24 protein-coding genes and 2 pseudogenes are annotated in these 21,856 nt (G+C 72.9%); 3 read left to right on the forward strand and 23 right to left on the reverse strand.

Features of this window, described 5'->3' with window-relative positions; all coding sequences use genetic code 11:
* Positions 1 to 21 precede the first annotated feature (21 nt).
* Both KUM40_RS21495 and KUM40_RS21500 read right to left on the reverse strand, forming a co-directional pair.
* Positions 22 to 675, reverse strand: a complete 654-nt coding sequence (locus tag KUM40_RS21495) for a TetR/AcrR family transcriptional regulator (protein WP_217167646.1) — start codon at positions 673 to 675, stop codon at positions 22 to 24.
* Between the two features lie 116 nt (positions 676 to 791).
* Complete coding sequence (locus KUM40_RS21500) at positions 792 to 1,730, reverse strand: diiron oxygenase (protein ID WP_217167647.1); 939 nt, start codon at positions 1,728 to 1,730, stop codon at positions 792 to 794.
* A gap of 237 nt (positions 1,731 to 1,967) precedes the next feature.
* Between KUM40_RS21500 and KUM40_RS21505 the strand changes: the two genes are divergently transcribed.
* The gene (locus KUM40_RS21505; protein ID WP_217167681.1) at positions 1,968 to 2,567 is read left to right on the forward strand and encodes a Uma2 family endonuclease; all 600 of its coding nucleotides are present in this window, start codon (positions 1,968 to 1,970) and stop codon (positions 2,565 to 2,567) included.
* Between the two features lie 12 nt (positions 2,568 to 2,579).
* On the opposite strand, the gene KUM40_RS21510 is transcribed toward KUM40_RS21505, so the two are convergent.
* From KUM40_RS21510 to KUM40_RS21535, 6 genes are all read right to left on the reverse strand, one after another.
* Positions 2,580 to 4,037, reverse strand: a complete 1,458-nt coding sequence (locus KUM40_RS21510; RefSeq protein WP_217167648.1) for a penicillin-binding transpeptidase domain-containing protein — start codon at positions 4,035 to 4,037, stop codon at positions 2,580 to 2,582.
* Positions 4,034 to 5,431 carry an FtsW/RodA/SpoVE family cell cycle protein gene (locus tag KUM40_RS21515; protein WP_217167649.1) on the reverse strand — a complete coding sequence of 466 codons (1,398 nt, stop codon included), beginning with the start codon at positions 5,429 to 5,431 and terminating at the stop codon, positions 4,034 to 4,036. Before KUM40_RS21515 ends, KUM40_RS21510 begins: the two co-directional genes overlap by 4 nt.
* 43 nt (positions 5,432 to 5,474) lie before the next feature.
* Entirely contained in the window at positions 5,475 to 5,858 is a 384-nt protein-coding gene (locus KUM40_RS21520) for an SH3 domain-containing protein (protein WP_217167682.1), read from the reverse strand.
* Positions 5,859 to 5,985: 127 nt separating this feature from the next.
* A complete protein-coding gene (locus KUM40_RS21525) occupies positions 5,986 to 7,230 on the reverse strand; it encodes an ATP-binding protein (protein WP_217167650.1) in 1,245 nt (414 codons plus the stop codon).
* A complete protein-coding gene (locus KUM40_RS21530) occupies positions 7,227 to 8,036 on the reverse strand; it encodes a hypothetical protein (RefSeq protein ID WP_217167651.1) in 810 nt (269 codons plus the stop codon). Before KUM40_RS21530 ends, KUM40_RS21525 begins: the two co-directional genes overlap by 4 nt.
* A gap of 109 nt (positions 8,037 to 8,145) precedes the next feature.
* On the reverse strand, positions 8,146 to 8,652 hold the full coding sequence (locus KUM40_RS21535) for a dual specificity protein phosphatase family protein (RefSeq protein ID WP_217167652.1): 507 nt from the start codon (positions 8,650 to 8,652) through the stop codon (positions 8,146 to 8,148).
* Between the two features lie 107 nt (positions 8,653 to 8,759).
* Between KUM40_RS21535 and KUM40_RS21540 the strand changes: the two genes are divergently transcribed.
* Positions 8,760 to 9,563 carry a nuclease-related domain-containing protein gene (locus tag KUM40_RS21540; protein ID WP_217167653.1) on the forward strand — a complete coding sequence of 268 codons (804 nt, stop codon included), beginning with the start codon at positions 8,760 to 8,762 and terminating at the stop codon, positions 9,561 to 9,563.
* Positions 9,564 to 9,610: 47 nt separating this feature from the next.
* On the opposite strand, the gene ligD is transcribed toward KUM40_RS21540, so the two are convergent.
* Positions 9,611 to 10,492, reverse strand: a complete 882-nt coding sequence (ligD, locus tag KUM40_RS21545; protein WP_217167654.1) for a non-homologous end-joining DNA ligase — start codon at positions 10,490 to 10,492, stop codon at positions 9,611 to 9,613.
* Between the two features lie 55 nt (positions 10,493 to 10,547).
* On the opposite strand from ligD, the gene KUM40_RS21550 reads away from it, so the two are divergent.
* A complete protein-coding gene (locus KUM40_RS21550) occupies positions 10,548 to 11,681 on the forward strand; it encodes a Ku protein (protein ID WP_217167655.1) in 1,134 nt (377 codons plus the stop codon).
* Between the two features lie 19 nt (positions 11,682 to 11,700).
* Here the strand turns inward: KUM40_RS21550 and KUM40_RS21555 are convergent, their stop codons facing one another.
* The 14 genes and pseudogenes from KUM40_RS21555 to KUM40_RS21620 all read right to left on the reverse strand — a co-directional run bounded on the left by KUM40_RS21555 (position 11,701) and on the right by KUM40_RS21620 (position 21,741).
* A complete protein-coding gene (locus KUM40_RS21555) occupies positions 11,701 to 12,495 on the reverse strand; it encodes a hypothetical protein (RefSeq protein ID WP_217167656.1) in 795 nt (264 codons plus the stop codon).
* Positions 12,482 to 13,150, reverse strand: coding sequence for an ABC transporter ATP-binding protein (locus KUM40_RS21560; protein ID WP_217167657.1), 669 nt, complete (start codon positions 13,148 to 13,150; stop codon positions 12,482 to 12,484). Before KUM40_RS21560 ends, KUM40_RS21555 begins: the two co-directional genes overlap by 14 nt.
* A 56-nt stretch (positions 13,151 to 13,206) precedes the next feature.
* The gene (locus tag KUM40_RS21565; protein WP_217167658.1) at positions 13,207 to 13,851 is read right to left on the reverse strand and encodes a TetR/AcrR family transcriptional regulator; all 645 of its coding nucleotides are present in this window, start codon (positions 13,849 to 13,851) and stop codon (positions 13,207 to 13,209) included.
* A gap of 22 nt (positions 13,852 to 13,873) precedes the next feature.
* Positions 13,874 to 14,506, reverse strand: a complete 633-nt coding sequence (locus tag KUM40_RS21570; RefSeq protein WP_217167659.1) for a hypothetical protein — start codon at positions 14,504 to 14,506, stop codon at positions 13,874 to 13,876.
* Between the two features lie 312 nt (positions 14,507 to 14,818).
* Entirely contained in the window at positions 14,819 to 15,565 is a 747-nt protein-coding gene (locus KUM40_RS21575; RefSeq protein WP_217167660.1) for a DUF4142 domain-containing protein, read from the reverse strand.
* Positions 15,566 to 15,712: 147 nt separating this feature from the next.
* Positions 15,713 to 16,033, reverse strand: a pseudogene (locus tag KUM40_RS21580) (PPOX class F420-dependent oxidoreductase); the annotation flags it as partial.
* A gap of 165 nt (positions 16,034 to 16,198) precedes the next feature.
* Positions 16,199 to 16,312, reverse strand: a pseudogene (locus tag KUM40_RS42690) (pyridoxamine 5'-phosphate oxidase family protein); the annotation flags it as partial.
* Positions 16,313 to 16,382: 70 nt separating this feature from the next.
* Positions 16,383 to 17,252: a DUF3152 domain-containing protein gene (locus tag KUM40_RS21590; protein ID WP_217167661.1), complete on the reverse strand. Its 870-nt coding sequence runs from the start codon at positions 17,250 to 17,252 to the stop codon at positions 16,383 to 16,385.
* Between the two features lie 246 nt (positions 17,253 to 17,498).
* Positions 17,499 to 17,834, reverse strand: a complete 336-nt coding sequence (locus KUM40_RS21595; RefSeq protein WP_217167662.1) for a TcmI family type II polyketide cyclase — start codon at positions 17,832 to 17,834, stop codon at positions 17,499 to 17,501.
* 56 nt (positions 17,835 to 17,890) lie between these two features.
* Complete coding sequence (locus KUM40_RS21600; protein WP_217167663.1) at positions 17,891 to 18,370, reverse strand: SRPBCC family protein; 480 nt, start codon at positions 18,368 to 18,370, stop codon at positions 17,891 to 17,893.
* Position 18,371: 1 nt separating this feature from the next.
* Positions 18,372 to 18,641, reverse strand: a complete 270-nt coding sequence (locus KUM40_RS21605; protein WP_217167664.1) for an acyl carrier protein — start codon at positions 18,639 to 18,641, stop codon at positions 18,372 to 18,374.
* 96 nt (positions 18,642 to 18,737) lie between these two features.
* On the reverse strand, positions 18,738 to 20,006 hold the full coding sequence (locus tag KUM40_RS21610; RefSeq protein WP_217167665.1) for a ketosynthase chain-length factor: 1,269 nt from the start codon (positions 20,004 to 20,006) through the stop codon (positions 18,738 to 18,740).
* The gene (locus KUM40_RS21615; RefSeq protein WP_217167666.1) at positions 20,003 to 21,274 is read right to left on the reverse strand and encodes a beta-ketoacyl synthase; all 1,272 of its coding nucleotides are present in this window, start codon (positions 21,272 to 21,274) and stop codon (positions 20,003 to 20,005) included. The genes KUM40_RS21610 and KUM40_RS21615 overlap by 4 nt, the downstream gene beginning before the upstream one ends.
* Complete coding sequence (locus tag KUM40_RS21620) at positions 21,271 to 21,741, reverse strand: cupin domain-containing protein (RefSeq protein WP_217167667.1); 471 nt, start codon at positions 21,739 to 21,741, stop codon at positions 21,271 to 21,273. Before KUM40_RS21620 ends, KUM40_RS21615 begins: the two co-directional genes overlap by 4 nt.
* Between the last annotated feature and the right edge of the window lie 115 nt (positions 21,742 to 21,856).

Raw genomic sequence — 21,856 nt, forward strand, 5'->3', positions numbered from 1 at the left:
TCGGTGATCGCCGCACCGGTGTCAGAGGTCCGCCGCCAGCGCGGCGACCAGCTCCTCGGTCTGCGGGTCGCGGCGGGCGGTGACCGTCAGCACGGCGAGGAACTGCTCCACCAGCCAGTCCCGCAGCTCGTCGAAGGGCGGCTGCTTGTCCTCGTCCAGCCAGATCAGCGAGGCCGCCTCCACCGCAGTGATCCACATCCGGACGGTCATCCGCAGCCGCGGGCCCGGCACGCTGACATCGAGATGGCGCATGATGTGATCGGCGGCGGCCCGGCGTACGCCGTCCACGATGCCCGAGGTCTGCGAGGTCTCGACCACGCTGCCGCCGCGCAGCAGGGCGCTGAAGCCGGTGTCGTGCTCGTCGACGAAGGTGAGATAGCGGTCCAGGGCGCGGGACAGCCGGGCCAGCAGCGGACCCTCGCGGGGCTCGTCGAAGCACAGCCGCAGCTCGTCGGCGGCCGACCTGAGCGCGGCCTCGTAGAGCTGCTGCTTGCCGCCGGGGAAGTACCGGTACACCAGCGGCCTCGAGACCCCGGCCTGCTCCGCCACGTCGTCCAGGGAGACCTCCTCCGGTGGCCGGTGCGCGAAGAGGGCGAGCGCCGCGTCGAGCAACTGGACGCGGCGCTCCTCGACGCTGAGCCGGCGGTACGCGGGGGTGGAGGCCTGCGGGGTCATGGACCGCAGCGTAACCCGCACGGTCCCGCGGCCACGCAGGTGAGCGGGCCCGTACCGGCGGGACTGCGCCAGCAGCTCCGACGACCGCAGGCGTTTCGGTTTCGTGCGCGGGAGGGTTACGCCAGCAGCCCCGACGACCGCCACAGCTTCCGGCCGACGCCCCGCAGCACCCCGATGTCGTCCAGGAAGTCCGTGAGGCGTTTCGAGCCGGTCTGCATGATCTCGCGGCGGTGGCCGCTGGCCTTGACCTGGGCCAGGGCCTCGCGCTTGTCCAGGCCGACGTTCGTGTACACCTCGGGGTTGATGAAGGCGAGGGAGAAGACGCGGGCAAACTCGCCGGAGGTGATCCGGGTGAACTCCTGCGACCACTTCGGGGCCGTCACCATCTGCCGGCGCAATTCCTCACGGGCGTAGCGCACGTGCCGCGCCTCCTCCACGACGTGGATGCGCGTGACGCCCCGGACCAGCGGCTGGATCCGCTCGTCGGGGAAGGTCAGCCGCTGCATCCAGTCCAGCACCTCCTCGCCGAGCAGCGTGGCGGTGAAGGAGCCGGGCGTGGTGGAGATCGTCTTGAAGAGGCGGCCGAGGTGCTGGTGGACGGGGCTCACCGGGTACCACGGGGTCTCGCCCCGCGATATCAGCCGGGCGAACATCTTCGAGTGCCGGCACTCGTCCTCGATCTCGGTCAGCGCGTAGCGCACGTGGGCGCTCGTCGCCGCCTTGTCGTAGATGTGCCGGACCAGCAGTTGCATGAGGATCAGCTCGAACCAGATGCCGAGCGAGGCGAGCGCGGCGGCCTCGTGCTGGGAGAGGACGATGCGCTGCTCCTCGCTCATCCGCTGCCACATCGGCGTGTCGTACAGCGACACCAGCTCGGGCGGCCAGAACCACTTGCCGTCCTCGAACGGCGCGTCCCAGTCCAGCTCCTTGTCCGGGTCGAAGGAGTGCTTGGCGGACGAGTCGAGTAGCCGTTCGGCCACCTGCTCCCGGTCCTTGAGCAGGCCGAGCGCGTCGCGCAGGCCATCGAGCGCGTCGGCTTCCGTCAGGGTCGTCATGGCTGTGTCCCACCTCGTCGAACGGATCGTGTTACCCGCGGTCACTCCAGCGTGCCGGTTCTTATGAGACTGCGTGTCAGTAAGGTCGTCAATCCCCTGCGCGGAACTTGTTGACCGCGAGTAAAGGTGGGGTGGCCGTCAATCGTCCGGCGTGGGTTCGCTCGATGGGGCGCTCCGTCGGCGTTCGTGCTGGGTACGCTGGCCATGTCCGTCAGACTCCGGTACATGGGAGCGATCATGAGCGCCGCACGTGACTACGGGCTGGACGACGACTACGAGTGGCCCCGTCCGCCGGAGGGCGGCTGGACGGCGGACGACCTCGACGAGCTTCCCAACCTGCCTCCGCACACGGAGCTGATCGACGGGAGCCTTGTTTTCGTGAGTCCGCAGACCAATTTCCACTCTCTGGCCATCCGATTGCTGGACCACGCCCTGCTGGCCCAGACGCCGGACGCGCTGAAGGTCATGACGCAGATGACCGTCAAGCTCAACGAACGCAATCGGACCGAGCCCGATGTGCTGGTGTTCCGGGCGGAGGCATTCGCCGGTACGAAGCAGACCTGGTACCGGCCGGAAGACGTCGTGATCGCTGTTGAGGTCGTTTCCAAGGAGTCGATGGAACGGGATCGGGAGGTGAAGCCCTTGAAGTACGCGCAGGCGGGTATCCCGCACTACTGGCGAGTCGAGGAGAACCACGACCTCCCGGTGGTCTACGCGTACGAACTCGACCCGGCCAGTAAGGTCTATGGGTTGGTCGGCATCTTCCACAATCGCCTCAAGCTCACCGTCCCTTTCCCGATCGACATCGACCTCACCAGTCTGGAACCTCGCCGGTGAGCGCTCTTTGCCTCACCCCCCGAGAACCGCCTCCATCACCGCCCGCGCGATCGGCGCCGCCAGCCCGCCCCCGCTGATGTCCTCGCGGTCGGCGGCCGAGCCCTCGACCACCACCGCCACCGCGACCTTCGGTTCCACGTCCCCGTCACCCTGCGCCCAGGAGATGAACCAGGCGTACGGCGTGCCCGAGTTGCCGACGCCGTGCTGGGCGGTGCCGGTCTTGCCGCCGACGGTGGCACCCGGGATCGCGGCGTTCGCGCCGGTGCCGTTCTCCACCACGCCGGTCATCAGCTCCTTGAGCAGCGCCGCCGTCGAGGGCCGCATCACCTCCCGGGAGGGGCGTGACCCGGCCGCCGCCACCAGGCTGCCGCCCGCCCGCAGCGTCCGTTCCACCAGGTACGGCGAGCGCACCCGACCCCCGCCCGCCACCGCCGCCGCCACCATCGCCATCTGCAGCGGGGTGGCCCGGGTGTTGTACTGCCCGATCGACGACAGCCCGAGCTGGGCCCGGTCCACCGAGGTGTCGAAGGTGCTCCGCGAGACGGGGAAGGGGACCCGCAGCCCGTCGTCGTTGAAGCCGAACGCCTCCGCCATGGCGGCCATGTCCGTCACACCCACGTCCACGCCGAGCTTGGCGAACACCGTGTTGCACGACCACTCGAACGCCTCCCGCAGCGACGCGTTCCGGCAGCCGTCGGCCTCGTTCGTGAGCTTCGTCCGCGTCCCGGGCAGGGTGTACGGGTCGGGGGAGCGGGTCGGCGCGTCCAGGTCGCGGATCACGCCCGCGTCCAGCGCCGCCGCCGCGGTGACCACCTTGAAGGTCGAACCCGGCGGATAGGTCCGGCTCACCGCCCGGTTGAGCATCGGCTTGTCCGGGTCGCCGTTCAGCCGGTTCCAGGTCCGGGTGGCGGCCGCGCTGTTGCCGGAGAGCAGTTGGGGGTCGTAGGACGGGGTGGAGACGAGGGCCAGGATGCGGCCCGTGGCCGGCTCGATCGCGGCCACCGCCCCCTTGCGCCCGCCAAGACCCTCGAACGCCGCCCGCTGCGCGCCCCCGTCGATCGTCGTCACGACGTCGCCGCCCGGGTTGTGCGCCCCCGTGACGTCGTTCCACAGCGGCAGCGGCGCGAGCATCGGGTCGGCGCCGGACAGCAGGCCGTCCTCGGCGTGCTCCAGCAGCGTCGTCCCGTACGCCTGGGAGGCGAAGCCGGTGATCGGGGCGTACATCGGCCCGTTCGCGTAGGTCCGCTCGAAGCGCAGGTGTTCGCCGGTGTCCCGGGAGCCGGTGACCGCCCTGCCGCCGACCAGGATGTCGCCGCGCGGCTGCTGGTAGCGGGCGATGTCGGGGCGGCGGTTGGCGGGGTTGTCGTCGTACTCCGGCTTCTGGACGATCTGCACCCGGGCCGCGTTGACCACCAGGGCGACCAGCAGCAGCGCGCAGAAGACGGCCGCGTGCCGGATGTTCCGGGTCACCGGAGCCGCTCCCCGCTCACGGCGCCGCCCGCCCGCCCGCCGGACTGGCTGCGGGCCGCGTGGCTGACCCGGATCAGCAGCGCCACGATGGCCCAGTTGGTGACGACCGAGGAGCCGCCCTGCGCCAGGAACGGCATCGCCATGCCGGTCAGCGGGATCAGCCCGGTCACCCCGCCCGCGATGACGAACACCTGGAGCGCCACGATCGAGGAGAGACCGACCGCGAGCAGCCGGCCGAAGGGGTCGCGGGCGCCGAGCCCCGCCCGGTAGCCGCGCTCCACCAGCAGCCCGTACAGCAGGAACACGGCGGTCAGTCCGAGGAAGCCCAGCTCCTCCCCGGCCGTCGCCAGGATGAAGTCCGACTTCACGGCGAAGCCGATCAGGACGGAGTGCCCGAGGCCCAGGCCCGTGCCGGTCACCCCGCCCGCCGCGAACGCGAACAGGGACTGGGCAAGCTGGCCCGGCCCGTCGCCCGCCTCGATGGACGCGAAGGGGTGCAGCCAGTCCTCCACCCTGCTGTGCACGTGCGGCTCCAGCCAGCCCACGGCGAACGCGCCCAGCGAGGCCAGCACCAGGCCGACGGCGATCCAGCCGGTGCGGCCCGTGGCGACGTAGAGGAGGACCACGAACAGGCCGAAGAAGAGCAGCGAGGTGCCCAGGTCACGCTCCAGGACCAGGACGCCGACGCTGACCAGCCACACGGCGAGGATCGGGCCGAGAACGCGGCCGGTGGGCAACTGGAGCCGCCACACCCGGCGTCCCGCGTACGCCAGCGCGCTGCGGTTGGCGGCCAGATAGGCGGCGAAGAACACCGCGAGCAGCACCTTCGCGAACTCCCCGGGCTGGATGGAGAAGCCCTCGACCCGGATCCAGATGCGGGCGCCGTTCACCGCCGGGAAGAAGATCGGCACGGTGAGCAGGGCGAGCGCGGCGGCGACACAGACGTACGCGTAGCGCTGCAGGACCCGGTGGTCGCGCAGGAGCAGGACGACCACGATGAACAGCGCCACGCCCAGCGTCGACCACACCAACTGGGTCGGGGCCGCCCGGTCGCCCGGCGTCTCCAGGTCCAGCCGGTAGATCAGCACCAGGCCGAGCCCGTTGAGCAGCACGCCGATCGGCAGCAGCAGCGGGTCGGCGTACGGGGCGCGCAGCCGTACCGCCAGATGGGCGAGGAGCGCCAGCACGCCGAGCCCGGCGCCGTAACCGGCGGCGTCGGGCGGGAGGGCGTCGTGCTGGGCCAGGCCGACGTTGCAGTAGCCGAAGACCGACAGCAGGACGGCCATGAGGATGAGCGCGAGTTCGATGCCCCGGCGCCGGGGGAGCCGGGCGACGGGAGTGGGCGTGTCCGCCTGTGCCACGGTGATTCCGGTTCCGGTTCCGGCCTTGGTCATGTCCGGAACTTACCCAAATGGTGCGGTGTGCGCGGCGTCTGGATCAGCACCAGCGCGGCGCCGGGCCGATGTTGTCGATGTAGCGGGCCGCGCCCCAGGCCCAGGTGCCGTCCGTGAGGAGGTACCAGAGCGGGTTGCCCTTCACCTTGCGGCCGGGTGTCTTGCAGTAGATGGAGACGACCTCGCCCCGGCGGGCGTAGCGGATGACGTCCGAGCCGCGGGTCGGCGAGGTGCGCAGCGCGAGCCGCTGGGCCGTCACGACGCCCCGGTAGCGGCCCTGCTCCTGGCGGCCGCCGCTCCCGCCCCACTCGTCGTTCGCCGCGGCGGGAGTGACGGCGACGGCGGTGGCCAGCGCGCCTGCCGCGAGGACGGTGGCGAGGCCGCGGGCCAGGGGAGAGCGCGAGACCGGTGCGGACAGTAGGGACAGTGGAGTCATGGGAGTACCTCCCGGGAGCGAACGGGTCTTCAGGTGACTGACCGCCACATTACGAGCGCCCCGTACGCACCGCCCGCCGCACTGAGCCATCGGGGCAGGCACCGCGGTCGGGGTGGGGTCAGGGCTGCTGAGGCAGGGTCAGCCTCGCCAGCGCCCCGCCGTCCGCCGGGTTGGTGAACTCCAGCCGCGCCCCGAGCACCTCCGCCTGCCCCAGCGCGATCGTCAGCCCGAGGCCGTGCCCCTTGGTCCCGCCCTCGGTGCGAAAGCGCTGCGGCCCGTGGGCGAGGAGGTACTCCGGATAGCCCTCCCCGCGGTCCCGTACGGTGATCACCGGCCCGTCCACGGTCAGCACCACCGGGGCCCGCCCGTGCCGGTGGGCGTTCGCGACCAGGTTGCCCAGCACCCGCTCGAGACGCCGCCGGTCGGTCTCCACCCACGCGTCCCCCGCGACGTCCACGCGCGTGTCGGTGCCCGAGCCCCGCACGACCCGCCGGGCCAGCGCGCCCAGTTCCTCCGGTTCCGTCGCCGGCCGCTCCCGCCCGCTCTCCAGCCGGGAGATCTCCAGCAGGTCCTCGGTGAGGGTGCGCAGCGCCGCCACCCGGTCCCGCACCAGCTCGGTCGGGCGGCCCGGCGGCAGCAGCTCGGCCGCCGCGTGCAGGCCGGTCAGCGGGGTGCGCAGCTCGTGCGCCACGTCCGCGGTGAACCGCTGCTCGGCGAGCAGCTTGCCCTGCAGCGACGCCGCCATGGAGTCCAGCGCGGCGGCGACCGAGGCCACCTCGTCCTGCGGGCGGGTCGGATGCCGCGCCCGCGGATCGCCGACCCGCGCGTCCAGGTCGCCCCCGCTGATCCGCCGGGCCACCCGCGCCGTGGTGTGCAGCCGGCGCGTCACCCGCGTCACCGCGAACGCGCCGACCAGCAGCGTCGCCCCGATCGCCAGCGCCGACGACCACACGATCGCGCCGTCCAGACCTTCGATGGTGCGCTCGCCCTGGGAGTGGTCGACCCGCACCGCCAGCGCCCGGCCGCCGTCGGCGGGGCCCGCCGCCCACATCGTGGGGCGACCGGCGTACTCGGCGACCATCGTGCCGCGCCGCCCCGAGACGGCCAGCTCGCGCAGCCGCCGCGGCAGCCCCGGCGGATCCACGCCGGCGTCCCGCCGCAGCGCGTCCCCCGCCTCGTAGGACTCCGTCGCCTCCCGCAGCCGGGACAGGGCCACGTCGCGCGCCTGGCCGACGGTCTGGTTGGTCACCGAGACGTGCACCAGGACGCCGAGCAGCGCGGCGAGCGCACAGCACATCACGGTGATGAAGACGGCCGCCTTCACCGCGAGCGGACCCGTCCACCGGGGAAGAGCGAGCCTCACCGGGCGCTCGCCGTGGACGACGGGGACGGTGCCGCCGAGGACGAGGGGGACGGTGATGTGGACGGACGTTTCGTGTGCTGCCCGCCGTCGTCGGTGCGCAGCATCTCGTCGCTGGTCAGCAGCATGGCCCGCTGGTCCGCGTCCCAGGTCCACTGGAGGCGGTACTCGTAGCCCGCGACCTCCGAGGGCGAACGGACGATCACCGTCCGCCCGGCCAGCTCGACCGCGCTCACGGCGTCGTCGTACGACATGACCCGTACCAGGCGGCCCTCCTCGACGGTGTAGACGCGCACCGCGGTCAGCTTGTCCGGCAGCAGCCGGAAACCCAGCGTCATCTCGGGGCGCCCGTCACCGGTCAGGTCGCGGTAGTACGGCCGCAGCACCGGGCACCCGTCGCGCCCGGCGCCGCCGTCGGCGTCGTCGGCGCCGGATCCGTCCGCGCCGCAGTCCGCCATGCGCACGGACGTCTCGTGGTAGCGGGCCTTCGCGTCCGCGTAGTCGTCCGGATGCGCGGCGATCTCGGCCCGCACCGCGGCCACCGGGTCCGCCCTGCGGATGTCGCCGCCGGGCACGGTGACGCCCTTGACCGGCGCGTGCTCCACCTCGCCGATGTCGTAGGCCGGACTCGACGCCGGCGTCAGGTCGGGCCAGAGCCGGGCCGGATTCCGCGCGGCCGGCGTCGCCCCCGCACCGCGCAGCCCGCCGCTGTCACCGCAGGCGGCCAGCGCCCCGGCCGCCGTGATCGCCAGGAGCAGCGCGAGGGCGGCGGGGACACGGGCTGGACGCCCGCGGCGGCTCGGGAGCACTGCACTCCTGGGGTTCGGTGATCGGCGTCGGCGGCCCCGCACGGCTGGGGGCGGCACCGTACGCGGCTTCGTACGGAAGGCCATTTTGCGTGCGCACGGGCCCGCGGGGCTACTCGGCCAACTCCTCCAGCAGCCGCACGGTGGCCAGGCCGGCCCGCAGATACGCCACGAAGAGGTCGTTGTGCAGCGCCCACGGCGAGCGCCTGGCCCGGATCAGCCGGACCGCCTCCTCGGCGCTGCTGCCCCGCCGCATCAGTGTGTGCGCGACGACGAGACCGGAGCGGTTGTACCCGTAATAGCAGCGGACGAGGACCTTGCGATTCTCGTCCAGCGCCTCGCCTGCGGCCTCCGCCAGCCGGATCACGCCGGCGAGCTGCGTGCCGTCCAGGGGGCCGTCGGGGATCGGCCACACATGGTGCTCGACACCGACGTCCGGCCCGTGTCCGGGCAGTCGCAGCAGCGTCTGCACCAGGTCGAACTCGTCCCGCACCACGGCGAACTCCAGCCGCCCGGCGGTCCGCTGGAACTCGTGCCCGCCCATCCAGAGCCCCGGCACGATCTCGTCCCACGGCCGCCCGGGGGCCGGCGCGTCCGGACCTTTTCCACGGGTACGCAACGGCGCCTCCCCAGTCCCGCCCAGGGTCTGCCCAACTCCTCCCAAAGGTAGCCGGGTTCTTGCCCCCGCAGCACCCCGCCTGGTCCCATGGTCGGGGGTGATGGTGCATGGACCGACTGCGCGTCATACCGACCTGGCGGCACGGTCAGGAACGGTTGTACGTCTGCCTCCCGGACGGCGGGAACGTCGCCTGGTACGACCGTGAGGCGGCCCGGGTCAACCTGCTGAGCGACGACCGCGAGGACGAGGTCCTCACGGCCCTGGGCCCCTTCCTCACCGGCCCGGTCACGGTCGGCCCGCCCCCGGTCCCCACCCCGGCCGAGCTGGCCCGGCTCTCCCTCCACCCGGACGACGACCTCGCCCCCAACCGGCCCGGCGAGGCGCTCCTGGTCGCCCTGGAACGCGCACCGGGACCGCCGCACCGGCTGCGTCCCGACCCGCGCCGCCGGGCGCTGGCCGCCGAGCAGACGGCGGGGGCGGCCCTCGACCGCCTCGACGGCGCCGGCTGGCACACCCTGCACTCCGTGCCGCTGCCCGGCGGCGACCGCGTCCACCACCTGCTGATCGGCCCCGGCGGCCTCTTCGCCCTGCACGTGCTGCCCGCCCGCAGACAGCGGGTGCACGTCGCCGACCCCCTGGTCGCGCTGGGCCGCCGCGAACCGCGCCCCCTGCTGCGCCGGATTCGCGCCGACGCCGACCGGGCCTCCTACGCCCTGACGGCCGAGGTCCGCCCCGTCCTGGTCCTCGTCGACCCGGCGCACGTGTCCGTCACCGCCCCGCCCCGCACCGTGCGCGTCCTCACGGACCGGGAGCTGCCGGACCTGGCCCACCCGGGCGGGACGCTCAAACCGGCGGACGTGGAGGCCCTGCACGCCATGGCCCGGGACCGCGGCACCTGGAAGCGCGTCTAGGACCGTCCAGGACCTGTCCGGTCGATTCGATCATGCCGCAGTGCGGATCAGGGCAGTGGCGCCGACCGTCGCCGCTGCAACAGCGGCGCCAGCAGGTCACCGTGGTCCTGCACCCGGGGCGGGACGTCCGCCGCTGCGAAGACGAACTGCTCGGCACGCCCGCACCCGGCCACCTCGTCCCACGTCACCGGGGTGGAGACGGCCGGCACGGCGCGGGCCCGGACCGTGTACGGAGCGGCCGTCGTCTTGCGCGCGGCGTTCTGGCTCCAGTCCACGAACACCTTCCCCGGCCGCAGGCTGCGCGTCATCCGGTGCACCACCAGCCGCGGCAGGGCCCGCTCCGCCTCCACGGCCAGCTCCTTCGCGTACTCCGACACCCGCTCCGAGGACGCGCCCCGCACCCCGGCCAGCAGATGCAGCCCCTTGGCCCCGGACGTCTTGGCGTACGCCTCGATCCCGTCCGCCGCCAGCCGCTCCCGCAGCCACAGCGCGACCTCGCAGCACTGCACCACGGTCGCGGGCGGCCCCGGGTCGAGGTCGAACACCAGCCGGTCGGCCTCGCCGAGGTCGTCCGCGGTCCACTGGTGCGTGTGGAACTCGGTCACCAGGTTCGCCGCCCACATCAGGCTCGGCAGGTCCTGCACCAGCACCATCCGGGCCGGCCCCTCCGAGCGGGGCACCTCGGCCGTGGTGACCCAGTCGGGCGTACCCGGCGGCACGTTCTTGGTGAAGAACACCTGACCGTCCGGGCCGTCCGGATACCGCAGGAAGGAGACCGCGCGGTCCCGCAGATGCGGCAGCAGCACCTCCGCGGTCGTCGCGTAGTAGTGCAGCAGCTCGCCCTTGGTGAAGCCGGTCGCGGGATACAGCACCTTGTCCAGGTTGCTGAGGGCCACCCGTCGCCCCTCCACCTCCGTGATAGGCGCCATACCATGAGAATCTCACGAAACACGCACAAACCGCCCGACAGGAAAGGTGCTGCACGTGCGATCCATCTGGAACGGCGCCATCTCCTTCGGCCTGGTAAGCATCCCGATCAAGCTGGTGAACGCGACCGAGAGCCACTCGGTCTCCTTCCGTCAGATCCACACGGAGGACGGCGGCCGGATCCGCTACCGCAAGGTGTGCGAGCTGGAGGACCGCGAGGTCACCCAGGCCGAGATCGGCAAGGCCTACGAGGACGCCGACGGCTCGATGATCCCGATAACCGACGAGGACCTCTCCCAACTGCCGATCCCGACGGCGCGCACGATCGAGATCGTGGCCTTCGTGCCCGAGGAGCGCATCGACCCGCTCCAGATGGGCTCGGCGTACTACCTCGCGGCGAGCGGCGCCCCCGCCGCCAAGCCGTACACGCTGCTGCGCGAGGCGCTCAAACGCAGCAACCGGGTGGCCATCGCCAAGTTCGCGCTGCGCGGCCGGGAGCGCCTCGGCATGCTCCGGGTGGTCGGCGACGCCATCGCGATGCACGGCCTGCTGTGGCCGGACGAGGTGCGCGCCCCCGAGGGCGTCGCCCCGGACGCCGGCGTCACCGTCCGCGACCAGGAACTGGACCTCGCGGACGCCCTCATGGACACGCTCGGCGAGATCGACCTGGACGACCTGCACGACGAGTACCAGGAGGCCGTCGAGGAGGTCATCGCCGCCAAGGCCGCCGGTGAGACGCCCCCGGAGACCCGTGAGGAGGCGGCGCCCGGGAAGGTGCTCGACCTGATGGCGGCGCTGGAGAGCAGCGTGCGGGCGGCGCAGGAGTCCCGGGGCGGCGAGGAGGCCGAGGCTGACGGGGCTGGCGGGGCTGGCGGGGCGGCCGAGGTCAGGACCCTGCCGCAGCGCAAGACCTCGTCCCGGCGGGCACCCAAGGAGACCGGCGGCAAGAAGTCCACGTCGACGGCCGCGAAGAAGACGGCGGCGAAGAAGGCGGAGCCGAAGAAGTCCACGGCGAAGTCCACGGCGAAGTCCGGCGGGTCCGCGAAGAAGGCGGCGGCCAAGGGCACCGCCAAGAAGACCGCGGGAAAGAGCGCGGCGGACAAGAGCGCGACGGACAGGAGCGCCACCGGCAGGAGCGCCACCGGCACGCGCACCGCCAAGAAGACGGCCTCCCGCAGGCGCAGCGCCTGACCCCCCGTCGCACCGTTGGTCAGCGGGTGCGGTCGCGCGTGCGGAACCTGAAGATGACCAGCCCCACCACGCTGAACCCGGCCGCCCAGGCCAGTCCCAGACCGAGGTGCCCCCACAGGGCGGTGTCCCCGAACGCGCCGCCCGCCGCGAACTGCATGGGCCCGAAGGACGGGAACCACTGCAGGATCGGCTCGTTGGCGAGCGGGTTGCCCAGCGGATTCTGCAGGAACGTGTCCATCAGCCCGCCCATGATGATCAGGAAGAAGCCCTCCAGGTCCCGCTTGACCAGCACACCGAGGAGCAGTCCGAGGGCGCCGTAGGCGAGCGCGATGACGGTGAACCCGGCCAGTACGCCGAACCAGGCGCCCGCCGTCGGCCGCCAGAAGAACAGCACCGCCAGCGCGGTGTAGAGAGCGATGCCGGTGGCGACCGCGGTCACGGCGAGGGTCTTGGCGCCGATGAGGGTGGACTGCCGGTACCCGGCGAAGACGAGCCTCCGGTCGAACGCGAGCGACCTGCGCACCGCGTCGAAGACGACGAACCCGGCGATCATCGTCACGCAGTTGAGCCCGGCCGTGATCAGGGTGAGGTGCCCGCCGTCGACGTGCAGCGTCTCGCCGGTGGCGTACAGCTTGAAGTCCAGCGCCTCGCCCGCGGCCATCGCGTTCATCACCAGGTACCAGACGGGCACGAACACGAGGAGCAGCAGCCCCGCGAGCCGGTTGCGGGTCTGGTCGCGCACCGAGAAGCGCAGCGCGGTGGGGAACTGCCCGTACAGCGCCCCGGGGTGGGCGACGGGGTCAGGCGTCGACATGGCTGTGCTCCCTTCCGGCCGCCGCGCGTGCGGTCAGGCGGCCGTCGGCCAGGTCGGCCAGCAGGTCGAAACGGTCCTGCTCGAAGACGAGATGGGTGATGACCACGACGGCCTTGCCGCGGGTGCGCAGCTCCTCCACCAGGTCCCAGAAGCGCAGGTACGTCTCCCAGTCGAAGCCCTGGTACGGCTCGTCGAGGAGCAGGACCTCGGGGTCGTGCAGCAGGGCCAGGGTCAGGTTGAGCTTCTGCCGGGTCCCGCCGGACAGCTCACCGGCGGGGGACCGCTCGTAGCGCTCGTAACCCAGGGCGCGGACCAGCTCCCGGCCGCGCTCCAGGCCGGGCAGGCGGTGCGCGGCGGCGAAGTAGCGCAGGTGCTGCTCGACGGTCAGGCTGCCGCTCAGCACCGGGTCCTGGGGACAGTAGCCGAGCGTCCCGGACAGGGAGACCTCGCCGCGGTCCAGTGCCAGGGTGCCGGCCAGGGCCTTGAGCAGGGTGGACTTCCCGGCGCCGTTCTCACCGACGACGGCGACCAGTTGCCCGGGGGCGACGGTGAGGTCGGCGCCGCGCAGGACGTGGTTGCCGCCGTACGACTTGTGCAGGTCACGGGCGCGGAGCACGGGTGCGGGTGCGGGTGCGTGTGCGGGTTCGGTCGGCATGTGCGGTCACCGTGGCCTTCCTGGTCGTTTCCGGCACTCCTGGACTTCCGGGCTCGCTAGGTCCCGGGGGACGCCTCCGGGGGAGGCACGGCGGTCAGCCCGCCCGCGTAGATGTCGAGCACCTCGGGGGCCCAGCGGGCCATGCCGTCCGCCGACAGGGGGTCGGTGCCCAGGACCTCGCCGATGCGGTCGCGCAGCAGGAACACGGCCAGGTCGTTGGCGAGCAGCACGGCCGCGCGGACCGCCGGGTCCCGGCCCGGTGCGGCCAGTCCGGCCGCGGTCAGCTCGGCCAGGGCGGTGCGGCTCAGCTCGTAGAGGCGGCGGAACAGCAGCCGTCCGGCGTCCGTGTCGGTCAGCAGCAGACGGCGGAGGTACCCCGGCAGGGGGGAACCGGCCGGGAGGTGGCGGGTGAACGCCGCGCTCAGCGACGCCGCCTCGGCGCCGGAGTCGAGGGTCTCCGTGCCGCCCTCGCCGGCCAGCTCGCCGAGCATGGCCTCGAAGACGGCCACGACGTACTGGTCGACCTCCTGACGCAGCCCGTCCTTCGAGCCGAAGTGGTGCACCACGAGGCCGGGCGACACCCCGGCAGCCGTAGCGATCTGCCGCACGGTCACCGAGTCCGGGCCGTGGGCGGCGAACAGGCCGAGGGCCTCGTCGCGGATGAGGGCCCGGGTGGTCCGGTCCTCCGGGATTGAACGCATGTACAGCATGTTAAACAGATGTTCAGTCGATTGTCCAGGGGGAGCCGGACGCCCGGGGTATCGCGGACGGCGCGGGCTCGAAGACCGCCGGGCTTGCGGTGGCGGACTCCGTCGGCGCGCGGGAGGCGGGGGTGGGCAGGACCGGGCTCTCCTCCAGGCGCTGTCCGATCGTTTCGGCAGGTTCCTCGCCCGGGGCGACCGGGCCGGTGGAGAGCTGCGACCACGCGGTCAGCGCGAGGGCGACCGCGGCGGCGGTGCCCAGCACCCGGCCGGCCCGCCGCAGCCGGCCGCGGCCGTCCAGCTCGCGCCAGGCCGGGCCGGTCAACGGATCCTCCGGGCGCCACGCCTCACCGACCGTGCCGGAGGAGAGGCCCCGGCGGCCGGGACGGGTGCCCGGGTGAGTATCCGGGCGGGTGTCCGGGTGCGCGGTCGGGTGCGCATCCGGGTCCGGGCCTGCCGGTCGCGGCTCCCGGCCAGCCGGCGGCTCCGGCCGCCAGCCGGGGGCCCGGTCCCGCGCGGAGGGTTCCCTTGGGGCGGAGTCGCGGATGGCGCGCTCGTCGTCCTCCTGGAACAGCCGCCAGACGTACTCCGGCACGGACGGCGTACCGTCCGGCTCGCCCGGTGTGGCGCCGCTGCCCGGCCCGGAAGCGGTCATGGTCCCGCTCTCCCTCTCTCGTTCGGCCCCGGACGGGCACGGGCGCACGGGGCGGGGAGCCCGTCCCGTGCCGCAGCACCGTGCCGGTGTCGCTCCTTCCGGCGCCGGGTGGTCATGGCCGGCGGTCTCCGTCGGCCGCCAACCCCATGAACGCGCCGGGGCGTCGGCCCGTTCCCGGTGCCACGGGACGTGACCGGGCCGTGATCGGGGTGCCGCCGTCACGACCGGGCGGGGCAGCGGCGGCATCGGTGCCGCTTTCAGCGAGGCCGGCGGCGAGCGCCCGCCGACCCGGGTCCGGACCCGGCTCCGAGGTCAGGGGGCCGCCGGTGACGGAGTGGGCGTCGGGGAGGCGGTGTTCACGTCCAGGTCGGGGCGCGGCTTGAGCACCAGCACCTGCTCACCCGGCTGCGGCGGGGGCGGGGTGACCTTCTCCTCGGGCAGCTTCGCCGGGCCGGTCTGCTTGAAGGTGACGTCGTCGTACTGGACCAGGCCGGTCTTCTCCAGCACCGTGATGTGGTCCAGGACCGTGTCGTTGGCCAGGTCGGCCAACTGCCGCACGAGGGTGTTCTTGGTGGAGGCCCGGATCTTGGCGATGGCCGGGAAGATCTGACCGTGGGTCACCCGCATGACGTTGACCGCCGCCGAGTCGAACTCCTTGCCGGTCTTGGCGCCCACCGTCTCCACGAAGCCCTCCTGCTGCGGCGAGGCCCGGTTGGGCAGCGTGACGCCCAGCTCGGGGGAGATCTCGCGGCACATCGCGTCAAGACCGGCGTGCCCGACGACCAGATGCTCGCCGGCCGTCTTCATCGCCTTCGTCGTACCGCGCTCCATCACCATCTCGCCCAGCGGGTACTCCCACAGCCCGGCGGCCCGGACCTTGACCACGAAGTTGCGGTCGGCCTCGGTGAGCGGCCCGTACTTCGTGCTGGCCACCACCCGGCTCTGGTTGCCGTCGGGCTTGTCCAGACCGAGCACGGCCGGGAAGGCCAGCGCGGTGAGGGTCAGGGTCATCGCACCGAACAGGACAACGACCCCGATCCTGCTGCGGGACAGGCGCATGATGCCTCCAGGGCGACGCGAGGGACTCGCACGCGTACTCGCCGCACTCGTGCTCGTGACGCCAGGAGGTACGCAAACGGCGGGCGGATCTATCACCGTTCCGGCACAAATCTTGAAAGGGCCCCGGTCCCGGGCCGGTTCAGCCGTTCACCCGATGTCGGCCCCGTACACGCGCTCGACGGCGATGGTGAGCAGCACCCGGCGGTCGGACACCATCGTCGCGCGGTACTCGTCCCAGTCCGGGTGCTCCCCGGTGGCGGCGCGGTAGTACTCCACCAGCGCCTCGACCTCCGGTCCGTGCGGGTCGGTGCCCGGCCCGGTGAGGGTGGCGACGCCCTCGGCGGTGGCCCAGGACCTGCCGTCCGGGGCGGTCACCTCCAGCGTGGCCCGCGGGTCCCGGCGCAGGTTCGCCGTCTTGGCCAGCCCCTCGCGGGTCGAGACCCGGACGACGTCGGCCTCCGGGTCTCAGCGCCCCAACAGGCAACGTTCGCCCCGTCGCGACGCCCGGCACGCACTCTCGCCGCACCGGCCGAAAGCCCAAGTACATCCAGTACGAGGACTTCCGGCCAGCACGCCGAGAGCACGCACCGGACGCCGCTCCTTGACGGGCAAACGTTGCCTGCCGGGGCACTGGGCGGGCATGACGGGCGAGAGCTGCGGGCGGCCGTCGGACTTGATCGTCGCGAGTACGCCGAGCCGGCTCCCGGCCAGCAGGGCACGGGGGTCGAAACGCGGTGTGGTGGTCATGGACCGATCATCACCCCGGGCCCCGCCGCCTGTCCCGCGGACCGCCCGCCGAACGCTCCCGCGGGGTGACTCAGGGGACCGAGGGGCCGCCCAGGTAGTCGCCGTCCTCGTCGTAGGGCCAGGCGTTGGCGACGCAGCCCTTGAGGCCCTTGATCTGCTGCATCATCGCCGGGGCGGGCCGGCCGGCGCCGGGGCAGGTCTCGTGGCCGTGGCCGATGCGGTGGCCGACCTCGTGGTTGACGATCAGCGCCCGGTACTCGTGGATCGGGCCGTCGAACTCCGGGGAGCCCAGCACCCAGCGCTTGAGGTTCACCACGACGTCCGTGCCGACGCTGCAGTTCACCTTCCCCCGGGTGAGCAGGCCCGCCGCGCCGCAGATCTTGTCGACGGTGCCCGGTGTGGCGATCTTCACCACGAAGTCGTACGAGCCGGTGCTGACCAGCCGGAAGGAGTTGGTCCCGTCCTGGGTCCAGCCGCGGCTGTCGGCGAGCACGTCGGATATCTCGGCGGCGGCGGCGCTCGGCCGGATGTCGATGCCCTCCTCGACCAGGACCTTGTAGCGGCGTACGCGGCTGCCGGTGCCCACGGTCGTGCCGTCGGCCTGGGCGGTGACGAAGGTGCCGGGTCCGGTCGCCGGAATGGCGATGGTGGAGGCCGAGGACGAGACCGAGGCAGAGGGCGAGGTCGACGAGGACGCCTTCGTGGACGGTGACGCCGAGGGGGAGGGCGAGGGCGACCGCGTCCCGGCGGCGTCCAGGGCGTCCGCCACGTCGGCCACCTGGTCGTCCGTCACCGGGGGCCGGGTGTCCCGCCAGTACGCCACGGCGGCGCCCGCCGTGATCAGCACCGCCCCGAGGGCGACGCAGACCAGGAGCACGCGGGAGGGTCCGCGGCGCCTGCCTCTGCGGGAGCGGGTACTGCGGGCGGGGGATCTGCCCACGACGTGCGTCCTCTCTGCTGGTCGGCGGGGCGCGCACAGCGGAGTGTCGTGTGCTCTTGTCCCCGCAAGATCCAAGCGCAAAGTTGTGCGAAATCCCACAGATCCCCAAGTGGGTCTTCTCACAGCCGCGTTGGCCCCCGGAGCGCAACCGATCGGCGGCCGGGGGCATCGGGGACAACGATGCCGCACGCCTTCGGGGCCGCCCGGCCGGTGCCGGGCGACCCCGAAGTGGCGCGTGGACGGCCGTCAGCCGGCCGCGGTGCGCTCCCAGCGGTAGAAGCAGCGCGCCATCGCGTCCTTCGGACCGCGCCACGTCGCCGGGTCGTACGCCGAGACGTACGGCTCGAGCCGCTCGCTGACCTGGCGGAACTCCGGGTGCCCGGTCAGCCTGCCGATGGTGGGGGCCGGGTCCTCGTCGCTCTCGATGAGGTGCAGGTACACGCCGTCACCGAACTCGAAGAGGCTGCGCCGGTTGACGCCCACCAGGTGCGGCAGCTCGCCGCCGTCGGACTCCGCGAACACCTTCGCGATGTCCGGTGCCGCGCCGGGTGCCATCCGGGCGACGATCAGTGTGTGGTGCATGGGGTGCTGCCCTTCGCTTACGGGTGACGGCTGACGGGTGATGAGTGTCGGCCGGGTCAGTCGGCGAGCACCGAGGCGGTCCGCCGCTCGCCCGCCGCCTGCTCGATCCGGTCCCGGATCAGCGCCATCTGCGTACGGGAGTTGCGGTTGATGTTGTCCGTCATCCAGGCGTCGTCCACCGGCGCGTCCGGCTTCATCGCGAAGTCCTGCGTCCACCGCATCACGGTGCCCTCGGCGGTCTCCGAGTACTCCCAGACGATGTTCATGTACTGGAAGGGACCCGTCTCGACGCGCTGGGCGCGCACCGTGCGGGTGACGGGGTCGGCGACCCGTTCGGAGACCCAGCTCCACACCTTGCCGTCTGCGTCCGGGTGCATGGTGAGCCGGAACGTGACGCGGTCGTCGTCGCGCTCGAGCACCTCCACGGAGGCGTACTCGCTGAACAGCCTGGGCCAGCCCTCGATGTCGTTGGTCATGTCCCAGACCAACTGCATCGGAGCGGCGATGGTGATCTCGTTGTCGGTGTGCCCTGCCATGTCACACTCCCGTCTTGAGGGCGCTGTTGACCAGCGCGAGGAACTCCGTGGGCGTCTTGCAGCGCTCGGCCTGCTCGGGCAGGCCGAGGCCGTACCGCTTCTCCAGTTCGGCCACGATGCCCAGCAGGCCGAGGGAGTCCAGGCCGAAGGTGTCGAAACCGTCGTCGGCCTGCTGCCGGAGGGTGACCGGGTCGACGTGGACGCCGGCGGTGCGCTTCATCAGCGCCGCCAGCTCCTCGACGGTCACCTGGTAGTCCAGTTGGTCGGTCATGGGTGTCCTCCTTGACTCGGGTCGGCGCTCACCCGGAGGCGGCGCACACTCGGGGGTGGCGTTGGTTCGCGGCGGTCCTGGGTCATCTGTCATCTGTCATCGGTCCGCGGGTGGCACGGCGCCCTGCCGCAGGACGAGCGCCGAGTTGGATCCCATGAGCCCGCGGCCGAGGACCAGGGCCGTGCGCGGCTCGGCTGGGCGGGCCCGGCCGGTCACCAGGTCCAGGTCGTGGCACACGTCGAACACGTGCGGGGTGGGCGGGATCAGCCCGTGCTCCATCGCGAGCACCGCGGTCGCCACGTCAAGCACCGGCGCCGCGCAATACGCCCGTCCGGTCCCGGTCTTGGGCGCGGTGACCGGCACGCGCTTCGCGTGCGGGCCCAGCGCGTCGGCCAGGGCCAGGGCCTCGGCCCGGTCGGCCTCCGGGACACCGAGGGCGTCCGCGAAGACCACGTCGACCTCCTCGGGCCGGCAGCCCGCCTCGGCCAGGGCGCCCTCGATCGCCCGGGCCAGCCCCTGGCGGGACTGCTCCCAGCGGCCGGGTCCGGTGAAGGTGGCCGCGTGCCCGGCCACCGTCGCCCGCACGTCCGCCCCGCGGTCCCGGGCCGCCCGCTCCTCCTCGACGACGAGTACGGCACCGCCCTCGGCCGGCGCGAACCCGCAGGCCGCGTCGGTGAACGGGCGGTAGGCGCGGTCGGGTTCGGTGGCGCGGCTCAGCTCGGGATAGCCGAGCTGGCAGACGATCGAGTACGGGGCCAGCGGCGCCTCCGTCGCGCCGCAGACCACCGTGTCGGTGCCGCCCCGCACCGCCAGCGCCGCGTGCGCCAGGGCGTCCAGGCCGCCCGCCTCGTCGGCGGCCACGACCCCGCAGGGCCCCTTGAAGTCGTTCCGTATGGAGACCTGGCCGGTACTGGCCGCGTAGAACCAGGCGATCGACTGGTACGGGCCGACGTACCGTGACCCCTGACCCCACAGGTTCTGCAGCTCCCGCTGCCCGAACTCGCCGCCGCCCGAACCCGCGGCGGTGACCACGCCGACCGAGTACGGCGAGGCGACGTCGGCCCGGCCGAACCGGGCGTCGGCCAGCGCGTGCTGGGTGGCGGCCAGCGCGAAGTGCGTGAACCGGTCGGTCTGGACGAGGAAGCGGTCCTCGACCGTCTCGGCCGCGTCGAATCCGCGCACCTCGCCCGCGACCCGCAGCGGCAGATCCTCGCAGCCCTCCCGGGTGACGGGCCCGAGGCTGCTGGCGCCGTCGGCGACCGCCTTCCAGTGCGCCTCGACGCCGATGCCGTGCGGGGACACCACGCCGAGTCCGGTGACGACCGCGCGCCGGCTGGTGCCGTCGCTCCGTTGTGGTCCGCTCATCGCAGCCCTCCTTCGCAGCCGCTCAGTACGACCGCGGACTGGAAGCCGCCGAAGCCGCTGCCCACCGACAGCACGTGCCGCAGCGTCCGCTCCCGTGCCTCGCGCGGCACGTAGTCCAGGTCGCACTCGGGGTCGGGGGTGGTGTAGTTGGCCGTGGGCGGCACCACCTGACGGTCCATCGCCAGCACACAGGCCGCCAGTTCGATCGAGCCGATCGCGCCGAGCGAGTGGCCCACCATGGACTTGATGGAACTCATCGGCGTCGCGTAGGCGTGCTCGCCCAGCGAACGTTTGACGGCCGCGGTCTCGTGCCGGTCGTTCTGCTGGGTGCCCGAGCCGTGCGCGTTCACGTAGTCGATGTCGGAGCCGTCCAGCTCGGCCATGTCCAGCGCCGTGTCGATGGCCCGCGCCATCTCCAGGCCCTCCTTGGTCAGCCCGGTCATGTGGTACGCGTTGCCGAAGGTGGCGTAGCCGGAGATCTCGCAGTACACGTCCGCGCCCCGGGCCCGGGCGTGCTCCAGGTCCTCCAGGACCAGCACCGCCGCGCCCTCGCCCATGACGAAGCCGTTGCGCTCGGCGTCGAAGGGCCGGGAGGCGTGCGCGGGGTCGTCGTTGTTCGGCGAGGTGGCCTTGATGGCGTCGAAGCAGGCCATGGTGATCGGCGATATCGGCGAGTCCGCCGCGCCCGCGAGGCACACGTCGACGCGCCCTTCGGCGACCGCGTGATAGGCGTACCCGACGGCGTCGAGGCCGGACGTGCACCCGGTGGACACGGTCTGCACCGGTCCGTGCACCCCGAACTCCTCGGCGACCGCCGACGAGAGGGTGGCCGGGGTGAACGCGCGCTCCAGGTGCGGCTCGGCCCGCCGGTCGTCGACGTCCCAGCGGGTGCCGCGCTCGCTGACCAGGACGTAGTCGTGCTCCAGCCGGGTGGTGCCGCCGACCGCCGTGCCCAGGGTGGCGCCCGCCCGCCAGGGGTCCTCGCGGGCCATGTCGAGGTTCGCGTCCCGTACCGCCTCCGCGGCGGCCACGAGCGCGAACTGCACGTACCGGTCGCACCGCTGGACCGTGGCCAGGCCCAGCCCGTGGTCCGCCGGTTCGAAGTCGCACTCGGCGGCGATCTGCGAGCGCAGCCCGGCCGGGTCGAACAGGGAGATGCGGCGCGTCGCCGTACGGCCGTCGGACAGCAGCCCCCAGAACTGGGGCACGCCGATCCCGCCCGGGGCGACGACGCCTATGCCCGTGACGGCGACCCGTCGCCGGGTCATGACACCACCTCGGCGGCCGGGGCGGGCCGCTCGTGCCCGGTGCCCGCCGCGTGCTGCCCGTCGTGCGGGAGCGCGTTGCCCGCGGCGTCCTCCGTGTCGACGTGGCCCAGCTCCGGACGCGGGGCCAGCGGCCCCAGGTGGAACACCAGCCGCGCCTCGACGTCCCCCGCGTTGCGGAACCGGTGGCGCATGTCCTGCGGGATCAGCAGCCCCTGCCCGGTGGAGAGCGAGTGCGGCACTCCGTCCAGGTCCACCTCCAGGGCGCCCTCGGTGACGTACACGAACTCCTCGGAGTACGGGTGGTAGTGCTCGGCGATGCGGTCGCCGGGCTGCACTATGGCCACCCCCATGAAGCCGCTGGTCGACCCGGCGGTGGTGGGCGTGAGAAGGGCGCGGAGGTCTCCGCCGCGGCGGCGGTTCGGCGCGATGTCGCCGAGGGAGACGATGCGTACCTGCTGGTCTGTCATGTCGTTCACTCCGGGGTGACGGGAGGAGGGAGGGGGCAGGAGGTGGGGGAGAGGGGGGAGGGGGAGGGGTCCGTGCGGACCGGCGGACGCGCCGTCGGGCCCGGCCGTCCGCACG

The sequence above is a fragment of the Streptomyces sp. AC512_CC834 genome, from assembly GCF_019049325.1.
Classification (GTDB): domain Bacteria; phylum Actinomycetota; class Actinomycetes; order Streptomycetales; family Streptomycetaceae; genus Streptomyces.